The organism is uncultured Winogradskyella sp., assembly GCF_947501905.1.
In the GTDB taxonomy this organism is placed as follows: Bacteria; Bacteroidota; Bacteroidia; order Flavobacteriales; family Flavobacteriaceae; genus Winogradskyella.
Map to the genome: position 1 here is coordinate 272,879 of NZ_CANMXL010000001.1, position 18,511 is coordinate 291,389.

General features: G+C 32.6%; 20 protein-coding genes. 17 read left to right on the forward strand and 3 right to left on the reverse strand.

The genetic code is table 11. The annotated features are described in order from the left end of the window. Positions 1 to 6: 6 nt before the first annotated feature. Positions 7 to 1,374 (reverse strand): aspartyl protease family protein, encoded by a 1,368-nt coding sequence (locus Q0770_RS01320; RefSeq protein WP_299113211.1) that lies wholly within the window; start codon positions 1,372 to 1,374, stop codon positions 7 to 9. 78 nt (positions 1,375 to 1,452) lie between these two features. Between Q0770_RS01320 and Q0770_RS01325 the strand changes: the two genes are divergently transcribed. Genes Q0770_RS01325 through Q0770_RS01340 form a run of 4 tightly spaced genes read left to right on the forward strand, consistent with a single transcriptional unit; the run spans position 1,453 to position 5,027 of the window. Next, on the forward strand, positions 1,453 to 2,643 hold the full coding sequence (locus tag Q0770_RS01325) for a pyridoxal phosphate-dependent aminotransferase (protein WP_299113212.1): 1,191 nt from the start codon (positions 1,453 to 1,455) through the stop codon (positions 2,641 to 2,643). Beyond that, positions 2,644 to 3,657 (forward strand): UDP-N-acetylmuramate dehydrogenase, encoded by a 1,014-nt coding sequence (murB, locus tag Q0770_RS01330; RefSeq protein WP_299113213.1) that lies wholly within the window; start codon positions 2,644 to 2,646, stop codon positions 3,655 to 3,657. It begins immediately after the preceding gene. Positions 3,658 to 3,703: 46 nt separating this feature from the next. Further along, complete coding sequence (locus tag Q0770_RS01335; protein ID WP_299113214.1) at positions 3,704 to 4,234, forward strand: RNA polymerase sigma factor; 531 nt, start codon at positions 3,704 to 3,706, stop codon at positions 4,232 to 4,234. A gap of 10 nt (positions 4,235 to 4,244) precedes the next feature. After that, positions 4,245 to 5,027, forward strand: coding sequence for an anti-sigma factor domain-containing protein (locus Q0770_RS01340; protein WP_299113216.1), 783 nt, complete (start codon positions 4,245 to 4,247; stop codon positions 5,025 to 5,027). 74 nt (positions 5,028 to 5,101) lie between these two features. Here the strand turns inward: Q0770_RS01340 and aqpZ are convergent, their stop codons facing one another. After that, positions 5,102 to 5,788 carry an aquaporin Z gene (aqpZ, locus tag Q0770_RS01345; RefSeq protein ID WP_299113218.1) on the reverse strand — a complete coding sequence of 229 codons (687 nt, stop codon included), beginning with the start codon at positions 5,786 to 5,788 and terminating at the stop codon, positions 5,102 to 5,104. A gap of 129 nt (positions 5,789 to 5,917) precedes the next feature. Here aqpZ and Q0770_RS01350 point away from each other — a divergent pair, with 129 nt between their 5' ends. Genes Q0770_RS01350 through Q0770_RS01380 form a run of 7 tightly spaced genes read left to right on the forward strand, consistent with a single transcriptional unit; the run spans position 5,918 to position 13,221 of the window. After that, positions 5,918 to 6,121 (forward strand): membrane or secreted protein, encoded by a 204-nt coding sequence (locus Q0770_RS01350; protein ID WP_188373709.1) that lies wholly within the window; start codon positions 5,918 to 5,920, stop codon positions 6,119 to 6,121. A gap of 8 nt (positions 6,122 to 6,129) precedes the next feature. Continuing rightward, complete coding sequence (locus tag Q0770_RS01355; RefSeq protein ID WP_299113221.1) at positions 6,130 to 7,242, forward strand: glycosyltransferase; 1,113 nt, start codon at positions 6,130 to 6,132, stop codon at positions 7,240 to 7,242. After that, positions 7,233 to 7,787, forward strand: a complete 555-nt coding sequence (locus Q0770_RS01360; protein WP_299113223.1) for an RNA polymerase sigma factor — start codon at positions 7,233 to 7,235, stop codon at positions 7,785 to 7,787. The genes Q0770_RS01355 and Q0770_RS01360 overlap by 10 nt, the downstream gene beginning before the upstream one ends. Beyond that, positions 7,780 to 9,021 (forward strand): Nramp family divalent metal transporter, encoded by a 1,242-nt coding sequence (locus Q0770_RS01365; RefSeq protein ID WP_299113225.1) that lies wholly within the window; start codon positions 7,780 to 7,782, stop codon positions 9,019 to 9,021. The genes Q0770_RS01360 and Q0770_RS01365 overlap by 8 nt, the downstream gene beginning before the upstream one ends. A 52-nt stretch (positions 9,022 to 9,073) precedes the next feature. Further along, positions 9,074 to 9,946, forward strand: a complete 873-nt coding sequence (lipA, locus tag Q0770_RS01370) for a lipoyl synthase (protein WP_299113228.1) — start codon at positions 9,074 to 9,076, stop codon at positions 9,944 to 9,946. Then, positions 9,946 to 10,962 carry a type I glyceraldehyde-3-phosphate dehydrogenase gene (gap, locus tag Q0770_RS01375; RefSeq protein WP_299113230.1) on the forward strand — a complete coding sequence of 339 codons (1,017 nt, stop codon included), beginning with the start codon at positions 9,946 to 9,948 and terminating at the stop codon, positions 10,960 to 10,962. The genes lipA and gap overlap by 1 nt, the downstream gene beginning before the upstream one ends. Positions 10,963 to 10,989: 27 nt before the next feature. After that, a complete protein-coding gene (locus Q0770_RS01380; RefSeq protein WP_299113232.1) occupies positions 10,990 to 13,221 on the forward strand; it encodes an ATP-binding protein in 2,232 nt (743 codons plus the stop codon). Here the strand turns inward: Q0770_RS01380 and lpxK are convergent. Further along, positions 13,218 to 14,216 (reverse strand): tetraacyldisaccharide 4'-kinase, encoded by a 999-nt coding sequence (gene lpxK, locus Q0770_RS01385; RefSeq protein ID WP_299113234.1) that lies wholly within the window; start codon positions 14,214 to 14,216, stop codon positions 13,218 to 13,220. The genes Q0770_RS01380 and lpxK overlap by 4 nt on opposite strands. Before the next feature lie 56 nt (positions 14,217 to 14,272). On the opposite strand from lpxK, the gene Q0770_RS01390 reads away from it, so the two are divergent. The 6 genes from Q0770_RS01390 to Q0770_RS01415 all read left to right on the forward strand — a co-directional run bounded on the left by Q0770_RS01390 (position 14,273) and on the right by Q0770_RS01415 (position 18,505). Next, positions 14,273 to 15,367, forward strand: a complete 1,095-nt coding sequence (locus Q0770_RS01390; protein ID WP_299113236.1) for a Nif3-like dinuclear metal center hexameric protein — start codon at positions 14,273 to 14,275, stop codon at positions 15,365 to 15,367. A gap of 2 nt (positions 15,368 to 15,369) precedes the next feature. Next, on the forward strand, positions 15,370 to 16,155 hold the full coding sequence (locus Q0770_RS01395) for a zinc ribbon domain-containing protein (protein ID WP_299113238.1): 786 nt from the start codon (positions 15,370 to 15,372) through the stop codon (positions 16,153 to 16,155). 129 nt (positions 16,156 to 16,284) lie between these two features. Then, positions 16,285 to 16,950 (forward strand): peptide-methionine (S)-S-oxide reductase MsrA, encoded by a 666-nt coding sequence (gene msrA, locus Q0770_RS01400; RefSeq protein ID WP_299113240.1) that lies wholly within the window; start codon positions 16,285 to 16,287, stop codon positions 16,948 to 16,950. A 117-nt stretch (positions 16,951 to 17,067) separates the two neighbouring features. Next, entirely contained in the window at positions 17,068 to 17,487 is a 420-nt protein-coding gene (locus Q0770_RS01405) for a hypothetical protein (protein WP_299113242.1), read from the forward strand. A gap of 65 nt (positions 17,488 to 17,552) precedes the next feature. Beyond that, positions 17,553 to 18,098 carry a hypothetical protein gene (locus tag Q0770_RS01410; RefSeq protein WP_299113244.1) on the forward strand — a complete coding sequence of 182 codons (546 nt, stop codon included), beginning with the start codon at positions 17,553 to 17,555 and terminating at the stop codon, positions 18,096 to 18,098. 35 nt (positions 18,099 to 18,133) lie between these two features. Further along, the gene (locus Q0770_RS01415) at positions 18,134 to 18,505 is read left to right on the forward strand and encodes a DUF2200 domain-containing protein (RefSeq protein ID WP_299113246.1); all 372 of its coding nucleotides are present in this window, start codon (positions 18,134 to 18,136) and stop codon (positions 18,503 to 18,505) included. Positions 18,506 to 18,511: the final 6 nt, after the last annotated feature.

Below are 18,511 nucleotides of genomic sequence, written 5' to 3' on the forward strand. Positions count from 1 at the left end.
TATTTTTTAATTAGAGCCTTCAATTTGAGGGCTCTTTTTTTTGAACACATCATCTAATCTAAACCTAAATGAAAGTATTTTTCCATTCCTTTCTACTCTGATTCTTAAAACTGTACCCTTTTTATTGTAAAAGAATTTATTAACTTCTTGAAGGCTTAAACTACTAGTCTCTTTATTATTAACAGATAAAACAATATCTCCTATTTCAACTCCAGCAGCTTTTGCATTTGAGGACTCACGAAGTTCTACAATCCTAAAAGATGGTTTTAATGCATATCGATAGGTATCTATAAGGTCTACACCTTGAGTCCCATCAAGACCTTGGCTCCCATACGCATCAAAATTATTTTTTCTAAATTTCTCTTTTACAACTCTAAACCCACTTTGCTCAAGGGTTATCCCGCTATTATTATAGTAAAAATTTGATTTGAATTTACTATTTTTCTTTATCCAAAGATTACCCCCTTTGTAATCAAAAAACATATTAAATCGCTTTAAAATATTTCCAGATACGCTTCCATTTCTAGCCTTAAAATTTCTTGCAATACTCAAATAAATTGAATCCGGAAAAGCTACATTAACTCTTTCAAGTGAAAAAGAAGCTAGATTAAAAGACTCTACTTTAGACCTCATACCATATACTGGCCCACTTAATCCCTTTCCCAAAAAATCTTCAAAATATCTCTCTTTTGGCACCTTAATATGTTCATGGCTCTTTTCAAACAACCAAAGTGCATCACTACTCCCTGTATCCATGAGAAGCTTAACAGGTATTTCATTAGAATTTAAACTTACGGACCCATTTATATAGGGTTTCTTATCAATAACTTCAATAGGTAGGTTTTTCCATTTAGATGATTTTTTCATTTTGAAAAATCTAGATTTATACAGCCTTATGTATTTAGAACTATAATTAACCTCAACAATAAAATCCTTGAATACATCATAACCAATTATACCATGTACGGGAACTCCTAATCTTGGTGTAAAATTGATACTTGGATCAAACACCATGGAGACATCTCTATTAACTGCAATAGCTTCTCCTATCTTAATTATATTGCCTTTAGATCTTACAGCTTGTATTGTACCATTACTTCCCAGCCCTCTTAAATAAGCACGCTCAGTATTTTTAATCTGAAGAGAATCCATATTTACGAGATTAAAAAGTATAGGACGGCTAACACCAGTATCTAGCACAAAAGATAGTTTCACACCATTTAACTCCACAGGCATTACTATGATATTATTAATCAGCTGAAATCTAATTTTTGAACTTTTAGCAACTGGAAGGTTAAAGCTATTTTGACCTTGTAATAAAAAACAGAAAAATAAAGTTACTAATGGTATTATATATTTAAAACGAATATTCATTAAAATTAAAAATACAATTCTAGAAGCAATAGCTTAATTTTGCATCAAATTTTTAAACAAACTTTAAGATTTTTTGTTATGCCAAAGATTTCAGAAAAAGGTCATAAAATGCCATCATCTCCAATAAGAAAACTTGTGCCTTATGCAGAACAAGCAGTTAAAGACGGAAAAAAAGTCTTCTATCTCAATATAGGTCAACCAGATATAAAAACTCCTCAAGTGGCATTAGATGCTATAAAGAATACAACACTTGATATCTTAGCGTATTCGCGTTCTGAAGGTTCTGAAAATTATAGAAAAAAAATTGCTAATTACTACTCTAAATATGATATCTCTGTAAAACACGATGATATTATTGTAACTACTGGTGGTAGCGAAGCACTTTTATTTGCGTTTGGCAGCATTATGGATAAGGATGACGAAATTATTATTCCTGAGCCATTTTATGCCAACTACAACGGTTTCTCAACTGCATCTGGCGTTAATGTAGTTCCTGTAATTTCTAAAATTGAAGATAATTTTGCTTTACCACCAATTGAAGATTTTGAAAAGCTTATCACGTCAAAAACAAAAGCCATTCTTATCTGTAACCCAGGAAATCCGACTGGTTATTTATATTCAAAAGAAGAAATAAAGAAGTTAGCAACCTTAGTTAAAAAGCACGACCTTTTCTTAATTGCGGATGAAGTTTACCGCGAGTTTGTATATGATGGTATTAATCACTACTCTATTTTACAAGAAGATGGCTTAGACAACCATGCTATTGTTATTGACTCTGTATCAAAACGCTATAGCATGTGTGGTGCTCGCATAGGTTACCTGGTTTCAAAGAATAAAGAACTCATACAAACTGCTCTAAAATATGCTCAAGCAAGATTAAGCCCACCTACTTTAGCACAAATTGCAAGTGAAGCTGCATTAGATACTCCAAACTCCTACTTTACCGAAGTTATTAATGAGTATGTTGGCAGAAGAGATACTTTAATTTCTGAATTAAAGAAAATTGAAGGTGTTAAAGTAGCAAAACCAAACGGTGCATTTTATTGCATTGCAGAACTTCCTGTTAAAAATTCCGACAAATTTGCACAATGGCTTCTAGAGCATTTTTCTTTTGAAAATGAGACAGTTATGGTAGCACCAGCTGCTGGTTTTTATTCCTCTCCAAATGTTGGTCTAAACCAAATACGAATCGCGTACGTACTTAAAGAAGAAAGCCTAATAAAAGCCGTTAAAATTATAGGAGAAGCTTTAAAAATCTACAAAGATTAAATGAACATACAGGAAAATGTATCCTTAAAAACTTTTAACACGTTTGGTATTGATGCCAAAGCGAAAAGGTATGTCAATATCCAAAGTGTAGACAACTTAAAAGAAGTTTTAAAAGCTGAAGCTTCAAAATCAATTTTTGTACTTGGTGGCGGTAGCAATATGTTGCTTACTAAAGATGTTGAAGCGCTGGTACTACATCTTAATCTTAAAGGCATAGCAATAATTGAAGAAAAAGATGATTACGCTATTGTTGAAGCGCAAGCTGGTGAGAACTGGCATGAATTTGTGTTGTGGTGTCTAGACAATAATCTTGGTGGTATAGAAAATCTTTCGCTTATTCCTGGTAATATTGGCACCGCTCCAATTCAAAACATAGGAGCATATGGTGTTGAATTAAAAGATGCTTTTCATTCATGTGAAACCATAAATATTTCAACACAACAGACAATAACTTTCACTAATAAAGATTGTAATTTTGGCTATAGAGAGTCTGTTTTTAAACAAGATTTAAAAGGACAATACATAATAACTAGTGTAAAACTTAAACTTTCAAAACGCAATCACAAATTAAATATCGATTACGGTGCCATTAAGTCTGAATTAGATGATTTAGGAATAACAAATCCTAATATAAAAGATATATCGAAAGCAGTTATTAATATTAGACAGAGTAAATTACCCGACCCCGAAAAGATAGGGAATAGCGGAAGCTTCTTTAAAAATCCTGTGATTTCTAAGACTGAATTTAAAAAACTTCAAAAAGATTTTCCAAATGCACCGCATTATGTGATTTCAGAATCAGAAATAAAAGTCCCCGCTGGCTGGCTAATTGAAACAGCTGGTTTTAAAGGAAAACGTTTTGGAGATTATGGTGTACATAATAAGCAGGCCTTAGTTCTCGTTAATTACGAAAACGCGTTAGGTAAAGACATTTATGCTCTAGCAAAGCTTATACAGCAAACTGTATTGCGATTATTTAATATAAAAATAGAAACTGAAGTAAATATTATTTAATTTTAAAAGTGCCGCAGCCCTAACGCACTAAACTAAATTAATAACATTGAGTAATAACATAGAACAACGTATCATACAACTTTTAAAGCGCAATGACCAATATGCGCTGAACTTGTTATACGAAAACTATTCAGACAGTTTGTATGGCGCAATACTCAAGGTGACAAAAAATGAAGAGATTGCAGAAGATGCTCTTCAAGAAACTTTTATTAAAGTTTGGAAAAACGCTCAAAAATACGACCCAACTAAAGCAAAATTATTTACTTGGCTCTTTAGGATTGCTCGTAATACAGCTATAGATAAACTAAGAAGTTTTAACAACAGATTTCATAAAGAAGTCCAAATAGACAAATCAAACGTATATATTCTCCCAGGCACAAAGCTTAATCAAGATGTTATAGATATTAAAGAGCATGTTGCTGGGTTAGAAAAAAAATATCAAATTGTATTAAATGCCTTATTTTTTGAAGGTATGACACAACAAGAAGCAAGTGATGAGTTGGATATTCCGCTTGGAACTGTAAAGTCTAGACTAAAAATAGGATTAAGAGAACTAAAAAAGGTCTACGATTTTTAAAATAATTATTATGGAAGAAAAACTACATTCTTTTTTACAATCGGGCTTACTAGAGCGTTATTTAGTAGGTGACACTTCCATTGCAGAAAATTTGGAAATAGAACACCTTATAGATAATCATGCTGAAATTGCTAAAGTTTTTGAAAAACTACAAGACAATTTAGAGATTGTCGCAAAAGCTAACGCCGTTGAAGCGCCTCTTGGTGTTTTAAATAAAATTTTAGAATCTACTAAAGAGGCTCCAAAAATAATAGCCATGCCAAGGCAAAAAACACCTTGGTATAGCGTTGCGGCTAGTATAGTTGCTTTTGCATTCGCAACATGGAGTTTTGTTTTATATCAAAAAAATCAAGCTTTAAATAACGAAAACAATATCGTTGTCGATGAAATTTTTGATTTAAGAGGTGATATTGATAAAAATAATTCCAAGTTAGATGCATTGGCGCTTCAACTTGAAAAGTTGAATAATCCTGATTCCAAAAAATACGTATTAAGAGGTAACGAACGTGCTAAAGATTTAGAAACTGTAGCCTATATCAATCCTGTAGAAAGAACATCTATGATTGATGTGGTATCACTTCCTAAGCTATCAGAAGACCAGTATTATCAGTTAAGAGTTGAGTTAGAAGACAAAATGGTAAGCCTAGGCGCATTAGAAGATTATCAACGTACACTCAAACCCATACCATACATGGAAGATGCTTTAGCATTAAGTATAACAATAGAAAACAGAAATGGAGAAATCTCTTCTGAAGAGCAAGAAGTTGCTGAAATTTCTCTAAAAGACAAATAAATAGATTAATGACTAAAAAAAGCCCATTTTACACATTTGTAAAGTGGGCTTTTTTGTTTTTATATTATAAAAATTTATTCTTTATCAAAGAATGCTTTATGAATAACCCCAGCAACAATAGCACCAGCTATAGGAGCCAACCAGAACAACCATAATTGACCAGTGTAATCTCCTCCCGCAAACAAAGCCTGACTTGTTGAACGTGCAGGATTAACAGAAGTATTTGTAATTGGTATGCTAATTAAATGAATCAAAGTTAAACCTAACCCAATAGCAATTGGCGCAAAACCTTTAGGAGCTCTTTGATTTGTACTCCCAAGAATTATTAATAAAAAAAACATAGTTAAAACAAACTCGGCAATTAGAGCAGATTGCATACTATATCCATCAGGAGATAAATCTCCATAGCCATTAGATGCAAAACCTCCAACATCTGTAAATCCAGCTTTACCACTTATAATCAAATAAAGCACTGCTGCTGCTGCAATTGCGCCTATAAGCTGAGCAACAATATAACCTGGCAGTGATTTGCCTTCAAATTTTCCTCCTGCCCATAAACCTAGCGAAACTGCTGGATTAAAATGTCCACCAGAAATATGACCTACTGCATATGCCATGGTTAAAACCGTAAGACCAAAAGCTAATGATACGCCTACAAACCCAATACCCAACTCCGGAAATGCTGCAGCAAAAATTGCGCTACCACAACCTCCAAATACAAGCCAAAATGTTCCAAAAAATTCTGCAAATAATTTTTTCATAATTAAAATAGTGTTAGTTAGTAATAATTATTAAGAGACCTTACTCTACTAAAAGTCACTCAGATTTAGATATAACTTATAGTTTAAAAGGTTTATCTTTGTCTAAATTTAATAAATATTCATTCATCAATGAAGTTGTTAATTATAACATTAGGTCTTTTGCTATTAGCTGTAGCTGGTATAGCTATAAAAATATGGGCAAAAAAAGATGGAGAATTTGCTGGCACTTGCGCTAGTCAAAACCCAATGCTTAACCGAGAAGGCGAAGCTTGTGGTTTCTGTGGCAAAACTCCTGACCAGTTCGACTCTTGTTCAGAACCTCAACACTCTTAGATATATAAATGGGCGTACTCCAAGTACTATTCTATTTTTTTATAGCTATAGCTATAATCCAATATATTTATTACATCTGTTTTCTAAATTTTTTCTCATCACTTAAATCCACAAAAGGAAAGCAAAAAAATATACCTGTATCTATAATAGTTTGCGCAAAGAACGAAGCTGAAAATCTAAGACAGAATCTATCGAAAATAATTAATCAAAATTATGACAACTTTGAAATTGTTCTGATTAACGATAACTCTTGGGACGAAACCCTAGATGTTATTGAAGAATACGCATCAAAACATCATAATATTACAGTAGTAGATGTAAAACCAATCGAACAGTTCTGGGGAAACAAAAAGTATGCCTTGACACTTGGCATAAAAGCATCTAAATACGAGTTTTTATTATTCACAGATGCGGACTGTGCTCCTGCTTCTGATCAATGGCTTAAAGAAATGAGTAGTCATTTCAGTAATAAGAAATCTATTATTTTAGGATATGGTGCTTATGCCAAAATCAAGCATTCTTTATTAAATGTACTAATACGGTTTGAAACTGTAATGACAGCCACACAGTACTTTTCATATGCAAGAATGGGCAGTCCGTATATGGGTGTTGGTCGAAATCTAGCCTACAGAAAGGAGCTCTTCTTCAACAATTCCGGATTTATGAAACATATGGAAGTTAAGTCTGGCGATGATGATTTATTTGTAAATGCTATCGCAAATAATAGCAATACTGCTATTTGTATTTCTGAAGAAAGCTTTACTATTTCAGAGCCAAAAAAGACATTTAAAGATTGGGTTATACAAAAACGTCGACATATAAGCACTGCTAAACACTATAAGCCATTACACAAATTTCTACTTGGTCTGTACTTCTTCAGTCAGTTTACATTTTGGACTTTAACAACTATTCTTCTACTGTTTTTACACCAATGGGAAATTGTTTTGGCCGTATTAGGCTTCAGGATTATAATTCAATATATATCTGTTGGTCTAGCTGCAAAAAAGCTAAAATCTTCAGACTTAATTATATTTATTCCTTTATTAGAAATTTTTCTAATTATTTTTCAATTAGCTATCTTTAGTGCTAATCTCATCTCAAAACCTAAGCATTGGAAGTAAAAAAAGCTATTGAACTCGCTAAGCAAAATGACCAAGCTGCATTCAATTATTTATTAGATAAATATTGGAACGATGTATATGGTTTTCAGCTTAAGCGAACAGAAAATGAAAATGATGCCGAAGATATTACCATACAGACATTCTCAAAAGCTTTTGACAAAATAGATAACTATAATGATAAATATGTTTTTAAGACTTGGTTAATTACCATTTCAAAAAACATTCACATAGACTTAGTAAGAAAGCACAAATCATCAATAAACAGTAGAATAAATGAACGTAATGATGATATTGTTTACGATATCCCTGACGAATCTCCTACGCCTGAAGACAAGATTATTAGAGAACAAAATTTAGCAAAACTCCTAAGAGACATAAAAAAACTAAAACCGCATTATCAAGAAGTCATTAACCTTAGATATTTTCAGGAGTTGAGCTACAAAGATATTTCCAAAGAACTAGAAGAACCTATTAATAATGTAAAAGTAAAGCTCTTAAGAGCTAAAAAACTTCTAGCTCAAATTATTACCAAGCCAAATGCTTAACACATTAAAAAAATTAGGTCCAGGATTATTATTTGCTGGTGCAGCTATTGGCGTCTCTCATTTGGTACAGTCTACAAGAGCTGGGGCAAATTTTGGCTTTGGACTGCTTTGGGCTTTACTACTAGTTAATATATTCAAATATCCTTTTTTTCAATACGGACCTAGATATGCAATGGCTACAGGCGAAAGCTTGATAGATGGCTATAAACGGTTAGGAAAAGGAGTATTAACAGCCTATTTTTTACTCACTTTTGCTACTATGTTTACCATACAAACCGCAGTTACAATTGTTACTGCTAGTTTGGCATCTCATGTTGTATTTGAATTTAAGCCTCTTGTAATTGGTAATTTATCTATAAATAGCGTACAAATATGGACCGTAATTCTGCTAGGAATTTGTACAAGCATTCTTATACTAGGACGTTACAAGTTATTAGACAAACTGATGAAAATAATTGTTTTAACACTAACAGTTACTACAATCGTTGCTGTTATAGCTTCAGGATTAAACTCAGAAAATACTATAAGTTTAAGTCAAGTGTTTCCAGAAAAATCTAGTTGGGTATTTTTAATTGCCTTTATGGGTTGGATGCCAGCACCATTAGATATTTCTATTTGGCATTCATTATGGTCTATAGAAAAACATAAAGACAATAAAGAATTTAATACTAAAACTGCACTTTTTGATTTTAATATTGGCTATATCACAACTCTTATATTAGGTCTTGGATTTTTAACACTTGGTGCATTGGTATTTTATAATTCTGGCGAAACTTTAAGTACATCTGCTTCAGGATTCTCATCTCAACTCATACAAATGTATACTGACAGCCTAGGTGATTGGGCATATGCAATTATTGGGTTGGCAGCTTTAACCACTATGTTTAGTACAACACTAACAACATTTGATGCATCTCCTAGAGTAATGGAACGTACAACTTCAATTTTATCAAATTCAAGATTAGCAAAGAGTTATAATTTCTGGCTAGCAATACTCTTTCTAGGTACATTAATCATATTCTTTTTTTTAAGTGCTGAGCTAGGAACACTAGTCAAAACGGCAACAGTTCTCTCTTTTTTAACAGCACCCTTTTATGCCATAATTAACTATAAACTTATGAGTTCTAATCATGTTCCAAAACAATGGCGTCCTAAAATGAGTATGCATATTCTAAGTTGGTTGGGCATTATATTCCTCATCAGTTTTGGTGTATGGTATGTAACAATACTTTAGAATTTTTTAATTTTTTACTTCGTATCTTTGTTGGGTCGAAACAGAAATTTGAATGGAGACCAAAACAGCATCAAATATACTTCCTGAACGTAAACCAAAATGGTTACGTGTTAAACTCCCAACAGGGAAAAAATACACCGAATTACGAAGCCTTGTTGACAAATACAAGTTGAATACAATTTGTACTTCTGGTAGCTGCCCTAATATGGGTGAATGTTGGGGAGAAGGCACAGCGACCTTTATGATTTTGGGTAATGTTTGTACGCGTTCTTGTGGATTTTGCGGCGTTAAAACTGGTAGACCAGAAGATGTAGATTGGGATGAACCAGAAAAAGTAGCCCGTTCTATAAAATTAATGGGGATTAAACATGCTGTTTTAACAAGCGTAGATCGTGACGATTTAAAAGATATGGGAAGCATTATGTGGTCAGAAACGGTAAAAGCCGTCAGGAGAATGAACCCTGAAACTACTTTAGAAACTCTAATTCCTGATTTTCAAGGTGTAGAAAGGCACATAGACCGCATTATTGATGTAGCTCCAGAAGTAGTATCTCATAATATAGAAACCGTGAGACGTTTAACTAGAGAAGTTAGAATCCAAGCCAAATATGACCGTAGCATGGGTGTTCTCAAATATTTAAAACAACAAGGGCAACGCAGAACAAAATCAGGAATCATGTTAGGACTTGGTGAAGCTCGTGAAGAAGTTATACAAACATTGCATGACTTACGAGAAAATGATGTAGATGTCGTAACCATTGGGCAATATCTACAACCAAGTAAAAAGCACCTTCCTGTACAACGATTTGTTAATCCAGATGAGTTTGAAGACTATAAAACTATTGGCTTAGAACTTGGGTTTAGACACGTAGAAAGTAGTGCTTTGGTTCGCTCTTCATATAAAGCTCAAAAGCACATTAATTAATGATTAGAGTTGCCATAAATGGTTTTGGTAGAATTGGAAGACGATTCTTAAGGCTTTCGCTAAATAATCCCAATATAAAAATAGTAGCTATTAATGATCTAGCAGATGCTAGAACTTTAAGTCATTTGCTCAAGTATGACAGTATCCATGGTGTTTTAAATAAAAGCATTGAGCATTCTAAAAATGAAATTATTATAGATGGTGAAAAAATCCCTTTACTAAGTCAAAGTGATATTTCTAAAATAAATTGGCATAATTACCGACCAGATTTTGTTGTCGAGGCAACTGGAAAATTTAAAACCGAAGCCCAATTAAAGAACCATATTATCAATGGTGCAAAACGTGTTATACTATCTGTGCCACCATCAGATGATTCTATAAAAACTGTTGTTTTAGGTGTAAATGACAACATCTTAGATGGTAGTGAAACAATCATCTCTAATGCATCATGTACAACCAATAACGCAGCACCAATGATGGCTTTAATGCATGAAAATTTTGGCGTAAAACAAGCATACATTACCACAATACACTCTTATACGACTGACCAAAGCTTACACGATCAGCCGCATAGAGATTTGCGTAGAGCAAGAGCCGCAGGACAATCTATTGTGCCTACAACTACTGGAGCAGCAAAAGCACTAACCAAGATATTTCCTGACTTAGAGGATGTAATTGGTGGTTGTGGTATCAGAGTACCTGTTCCTAATGGCTCTTTGACTGATATTACTTTTAATGTAGAAAGCGAAGTGACTATTGCCCATGTTAACGACCTATTTAAAAAAGCTTCGCAAACACATTTAAAAAGAATACTTCAATATACTGAAGACCCAATAGTTTCTATTGATATTAACGGAAATACACACTCTTGTATATTTGATGCACAGATGACTTCGGTTATTGGAAACATGGTAAAAATTATTGGCTGGTACGATAATGAAACTGGCTATAGCTCACGTTTAATTGAACTTATATGTAATTTATCGGAAAAAAATACACTTTTATCGAATAAATAATTATATTTGTTTGTTAAATATGTTGTAATGTCCCAAACTAAACTTTACATATTCTTATTTTTTATAGTATTTGGCTTAACCAACCAAGCTCAAACCACTGACGAGCTAGATATTGGAGAACTTGAAATCTCTCTTCAACAACAGCTTGATCAAGCAAAGCTGCTTACTACGCGCGGAGACTACTATAATGCTAAAGATAATCTGGAAAAAGCGCTCGATATTTCCATAAAAATCAATGACCGAAAAAGTGAGGGTGTTATTTATACAAAAATTGCTAAACTTCAATACTTAATTGAAGAACCCGAGCAGGCAATTTCATCATTAACAAAAGCCATAAGTATTCAAAGAAATATTAATGATAAAACTAACCTTGGTCTTACTTATAATATTCGAGGTGTAATACATAGCAATCTTAAACAATATAAAACTGCACTTGAATATTATTCTAATGCATTAAATAGTTTTGAAGATGAAAGCTCAGAAAAATATGAAGCTGAAGTCAACTTAAACGAAGCAAGAGTATATAATAAGCTTGGTCAGCCTGAAAAAGCTCATGAAAAGCTTGAACGTGCAATAATTATTGCAAACAAGTATGAACTAAATCGTGTGCTTAGTAGTAGTTATATCCTAAATGCTAATGTATATCAAAGTAAAGAAGAATATAATTTAGCCCTAGATCAAGCACAAACAGGTTTAGATATTGCTCAAGAAAACAACTCTACAGAAAACTTGAACAATGCTTATCTAACTCTAAGCAAAATATATCAGAGCAAAAAGCAATATAAGTCGGCTAACCTTTATCTAAACAAACATATACAATTATCAGATTCTCTGTTAAATATTCAGAGAGAAAATTTATCTACTGAAAAAAGCACTCAACATATAGTTGACTATCAAAATGCCGAAAATCAACAACTAAAAGACCAAATTACCGAAGCTGATGTAGGAAGTAATCTTGCAAGAATAACTACCATATTAAGTATTTCTTTAATTACAATTCTGTCTTTATTAACGCTTTCTCTATACAAAAACAATAATATTAGACTGCGAACAAACAATATGCTTCAAATAAAAAACGATGAACTTATTGTCGCAAAGGAAAAAGCAGAATTGGCATCAAAAACTAAAGCAAACTTCTTGTCTACAGTAACTCACGAACTAAGAACACCTTTGTATGCTGTAACTGGTTTAACAAATTTACTTTTAGACGAAGAACCAAAGGAGAAACAAATTCCACATTTAAAATCTCTTAAATTCTCTGGTGATTACCTCCTTACTTTCATTAATGATATACTTCAGATTAATAAGATTGAAGCCAATAAAGTAGAATTAGACCCAGAAGATTTTAATCTTAAAACAAAGATTGAAAACGTTATTGCTGCACTTAATAATTCAGCAAAAGACAACAATACTAAGATACATTTTGATTACGAAGAAAACCTTCCTGAAACGTATATTGGTGACCAGCTCAAGATTTCTCAAATCTTAATCAACTTATTAGGAAACGCCATAAAGTTTACTAAAGACGGGGATATTTGGGTTAGAGTTAAAAAAGCAGAAGTTAAGAAAAATCTTTACCGCCTTAATTTTGAAATCCAGGATAATGGTATTGGTATCTCTAAAGAAAAACAAGAGCAAATGTTCGAGAGTTTCTCTCAAGGATCAATTCAGATTAACAGAAAATATGGTGGTACAGGTTTAGGACTCTCTATTGTAAAAGGTCTTATAAAAATCTTAGAAGGTAAAATATATCTTAAGAGTCAATTAGGTAAAGGCACAAGTTTCTTTTTTGAACTGCCTCTAAAACATGTTGAACCAAAGAAAAAAGCAGTTGTTAAAGAAAGTAAACATATAGAAAACATTAAAGCATTGGATTTAGAGAGTATTAAAATTTTGGTGGTAGAAGACAACAAAATCAACCAAATGATTACCAAAAAAATCTTGACCAAAATGGGACTTGGTTGTGATATCGTAGATAACGGAGAAGAAGCCGTAAATATGGTTAAGGATACAGAATATAATGTTGTCTTAATGGATATTCATATGCCGGGTATTAGCGGTCTAGAAGCTACTAGGCGTATACGTACTTTCAATAAAGAGCTTACTATTTTTGCTTTAACTGCAGTAACTCTTGAAGATAAAATGCATGAGTTTGATGAAGCCGGTTTTGATGATATTATCTCTAAGCCATTCAAACAAGAAACCTTTGAAAAGAAACTATACACTGCACTTTCAGGAAAATCGGAAGCGACTGCTTAACTAACAAATTCCCCAATTAACATATTAAATTCTATAGGCTTATCCAAGACTATTTCTATAGGCAAATAGAATAATTTAGAACGTAAACTTTCTATATCTAACAATCGCATATAATCCTTTTCGGTTGTTAAAATCAAATCTTTTTGTTCTAATAGCTCAATGTCCTTTATCGTAAAATTATAATGGTCACCATATTCTAGATGTTCAAAATCTAAAGCTTTTGATTTTAAAAATTCAACCAATGGTTTAGCATTTGCAATACCTGTCACTAGGGTAAATGAAGACAAATCATGTAGCCTTTTTTCAGATGATTCAGACATCACTTTTTCGCTGTACTTTATACTACTAAAAAACACATTCTGATGATTCTTTGGAGCAATCTGTTTTACAACTGCTGCCTTTTTTTCTTCAGGCAAATTATCTGGACACTTTGTAACTACAATAATATTTGCACGCTTTGCCCCTAACTTTGGCTCTCTTAAATTTCCAGTGGGTAAAACAATATCATTAGTATATAACTTATTGTAAGAGGTCAATAAAATATTTAATCCAGGGTTTACTTTTCTATGCTGATAAGCATCATCCAGAAGTATAATTTCTGGTTTTAAATTTAAATTTCGTAATTCTGCTATACCATGTTGTCTATCTTCATCGACAGCAACATAAATGTCTTTGTATTTTTTATAAAACTGAAACGGCTCATCTCCAATAGTATCTACATTTGCTTTATCATTAGCTAAAAGAAAACCTTTGGTAACGCGTTTATAACCTCGGCTAAGCGTTGCAACTTTCTTTTTTTTTGATAATAATCTTACCAGATATTCAATCATAGGTGTTTTTCCTGTACCGCCTGTACTTAGGTTACCCACACAAATCACTGAAAAATCGTAAGACTTTGAAGATTTAAGCCCAGAATCATAGAGCTTATTTCTTAGCCAAGTCACTAAAAAGTAAATGGGAACAATTGGGAATAATAGTATTCTTAGGATTTTCATTAACACGAAAGTAATATATATCTTTAATATTTATATTTACAAAAAACACAAATTCAATGCTTGTACAAGATGTCATTAATCATTTACACGATTTAGCACCTTTGGCTTATGCTGAAGATTTTGATAATGTCGGACTTTTAGTTGGTGATAAAAACCAATCTGTTTCTGGCGTTTTAGTAACTTTAGATACGCTAGAAGCTGTTGTAGATGAAGCCATTGAAAAAGAGTGTAACCTTATTGTAAGCTTTCACCCTATTATCTATAAAGGCTTAAAAAAGCTCACTGGGAAAAACTATGTAGAGCGTGTGGTCATAAAAGCCATACAACACAATATAGCTATTTTTGCTATTCATACAGCTCTAGACAATGCTTTTCAAGGTGTAAATGCTATTATTTGCGACCAATTAAACCTAAAAAACAAGCAGATTTTAATGCATCAAAGAGGAACAATTAAAAAGCTAACCACTTACGTTCCTAAAGCTAATGCCGACACATTAAGACAATCACTTTTTAATGCTGGAGCAGGTAACATAGGCAATTATGATAATTGTAGTTTTAATACTGAAGGTGTTGGAACGTTTAAAGGTAATGAAGATTCAAACCCAGTAATTGGCCAAAGTGGACAACTACAAGAAGAGGAAGAAATTCAACTTAATATTACTTTTCAAAAACATTTAGAATCAAAAATTCTAAAAACACTATTTGAAGCGCATCCATATGAAGAAGTTGCTTTCGAGGTTACCACTCTAGATAATACAAACCAACATATTGGTATGGGAATGGTTGGTGAGCTTGAAAATTCTCAATCCGAAAGTGATTTTCTCAAATTTGTTAAAGATAGAATGAATGCTTCATCAGTAAGACATTCAAAATTCTTAAATAAACCTGTAAAAAAAGTTGCCGTTTTAGGTGGCTCAGGTAGTTTTGCCATAGGGGCTGCAAAAGCTGCTGGTGCTGAAGTTTTGGTGACTGCAGACCTTAAATATCATGACTTTTTCTCTGCCGAAAATGACATAATAGTTGCAGACATTGGACATTATGAGAGTGAGCAGTTCACAAAAACGTTTTTAGTAGACTATCTCTCAAAAAAAATTACTAATTTTGCAATCATTTTATCAAACACAAATACAAATCCGGTAAAGTATTTATAATTATGGCAAAAAAAGCTGAAGCTACTGTAGAAGAGCGATTAAGAGCATTATACGATTTACAGTTAATTGACTCAAGAGTAGACGAAATTAGAAACATCAGAGGTGAGCTTCCTTTAGAAGTAAGAGATTTAGAAGACGATGTTGCAGGTCTTAATACAAGATTAGAAAAGCTTAACGATAGCCTTAACACTATAGACGAAGAGATTAAGTCTAAGAAAAATCAAATCGAAGAGTCTAAAACACTTATCAAAAAATACACTGAGCAACAAAACAATGTTAGAAATAACAGAGAATACAATTCTCTAAGCAAAGAGATTGAGTTTCAGGAATTAGAGATTCAATTAGCTGAAAAACACATCAAAGAGTACAAAGTACAGATTGAGCAGAAAAAAGAAGTCATTTCTGATGCAAAAGAAAAATTAAAAGAACGTTCTGAGCATTTAAAGCACAAGAAAGGAGAACTTGACGAAATTCTTAAAGAAACAGAAAAAGAAGAGAAAGCACTTATCGGTGAATCTGAAAAGTTTCAAAAGAAAATCGAAGAACGTTTAGTTGTTGCATACAAGCGTATAAGAAATAATGTAAAGAACGGTTTAGCTGTAGTAGCAATCGAAAGAGGTGCTTCTGGAGGGTCTTTCTTTACAATACCACCACAAGTACAAGTTGAGATTGCTGCACGCAAAAAAGTAATTACTGATGAGCATAGTGGTCGTATATTAGTTGACGCAGCATTAGCTGAAGAAGAAAAAGTAAAAATGGGAAAATTATTTGCTAAACTAAGCAAGTAATCTTCTACTAAATGTAATTAAAGCCTCTGAAAATTCAGAGGCTTTTTTTATTTAATAAAATTTTAAAACCTTATAAAATTAAGGTTAACTAACTTTGCACGACTATTGAAAAAGTAAAAAAAAATCGAAATGAAAAAGTATCTCTCTCTTATAGTAATTGCTGTATTATTCAGTTGTAATAATTCTGCACAAAACATCAATAAAAAACAACAAGCTGTTATTGATGCAGACCCAGTTGTAGTCCCAATAAAAAACGGAAAAGCACGCGCTTATTTTGCAAGTGGTTGTTTTTGGTGTGTCGAAGCTGTTTATGAAAGTGTAGAAGGTGTAGAAGAATCTATTAGTGGTTACTCTGGCGGTTATACCAAAAATCCAACTTACGAGGCAAGTAATCGTGGAAACACTGGTCATGCAGAGGCTGTAGAAATTATTTACGACCCAAATGTGGTAAGTTTTGCCACTTTGGTTGATGTATATTTTGCTTCACAAAATCCAACACAAGTTAATGGACAAGGACCAGATAGAGGCTCGCAATACCGTTCTATAATCTTTTACCAGAATGATGAGCAAAAGAAAATCATAGAAGAAAAGAAAACTGCGTTAGCCAAAAAGCTAGACGCCAAAATAGCTGCGGAAGTCTATCCGTTTCAGAAGTTTTGGGTAGCTGAAGACTATCACCAAGATTATGAGAAACTACACCCTAATCAACGTTACATACAAGGCGTTTCTGTTCCGAGACTAAGGCGTTTCCAAGCAAAAATGCCCGAAGTGCTAAAGAAAAACGCAAAGCATTAAAACATAAACCCGTTAGAAATTCTAACGGTTTTTTTATTTTTAGTATTTTGGTTTATATGTTTAGAGATATATCACAACCATTACTTATATAATTATATTAACAAACATTTAAAAGAATTGAAATTAAAATATTCGGAATCTCATCCATTGAAATCTTATTTAGTCAATGAGCAATTATTGACTAAAGATGAATTTATTGCCAAATTCAATGATTTTCAATGGCTTGACTTACTAAAACTTCAACTTAGCGCGAATGAAAATCAAATACATAACTCACCTTCATTAAACATTGAAGACGACAAAGGCGATGGTGTTTCTGTATCTATAGTTGGAGATTTAAATGAATATGAATTTTATGTTTGCTACAAAAGACCTATAACTCGAAAAAAAGCAAAATGGTTTGGACTTGTGGAATATGATTACTATGACAAAGATTTTTGTAGCGTAATTCCCGAACAAACCAAGGAAGATGGACTTAAAGCATTTGTACTATTTTATGAAAGAAACTTTGAGGAATTAGAGAATAGATGGGGATAGAAGAAAAACGTTTGCCAACAATGCATAACCGCAATCACGAAGAACTAAACTAATAAAACTCAAAAATGAACGCAATTCAATTAACTAAATATGTTGCAATAATGATTGTTGCAACTTTCCTCACCTTCTTTTTTCATGAGATGAGCCATTGGGTAGCCTATGAACTTTTAGGATATGATGCTGGGTTTACACTTAATGGCGCTTCATTAAAAGACTCAACAATTAAACTCCCAAAAGCACACCGAATAATCACAAGTATCTCTGCTCCAATATTTACTATAGTTCAAGCAATTGTGTTTTATTTCATTTTAAAAAAGCGTAAAAGCATAATGTTATACCCTTTCTTATTCTTACCTTTTATTATGAGATTAGGTGCTTCTTGGGCAAATCAATTTAAACCAAATGACGAAGGAAGAGTAAGTTTAGATTTAGGCTTAAATCTGTATACTATTTCCGCAATTGTAGTTGCTTTTTTATTCTATTTGATATTTAAAATTTCTAAAAAGAATAAGTATTCATTGGGGTTTAATATAATAACATTTGTAATTGGCGGAATACTCTTATTTGGTCTTGTGTATCTAGACTCAAAATATAAAATTAGGTTTGTATAAAGATTTTTAGAGAATAACCATCAAAATCATATAAAATGAAAGTCACAGCCAAAAAAAACGAACAAGTCGCTAATATGGTATTTGCATCCATTTATCCTCTTTACCTAAATAGGTTGGTAAAGAATGGTAGAACAAAAGAAGAATTGAATCAAGTTATAGAATGGTTTACTGGTTATGACGAGAAAAAACTACAAGAACTCATTGAAGAGAAAGTAACATTTGGAACATTTTTTAAAGAAGCAAAAATACATCCTAACGAGCACCTTATTAAAGGCGTGGTTTGTGGTTACAGAATTGAAGAAATAGAAGATGAATTCATTTTATACAAACAATGTAGGCAAATGGAAAAGCTAATTGATGAGTTGGCAAGAGGTCGTAAAATGGATAAAATTTTACGACAAGGATAAACTAAC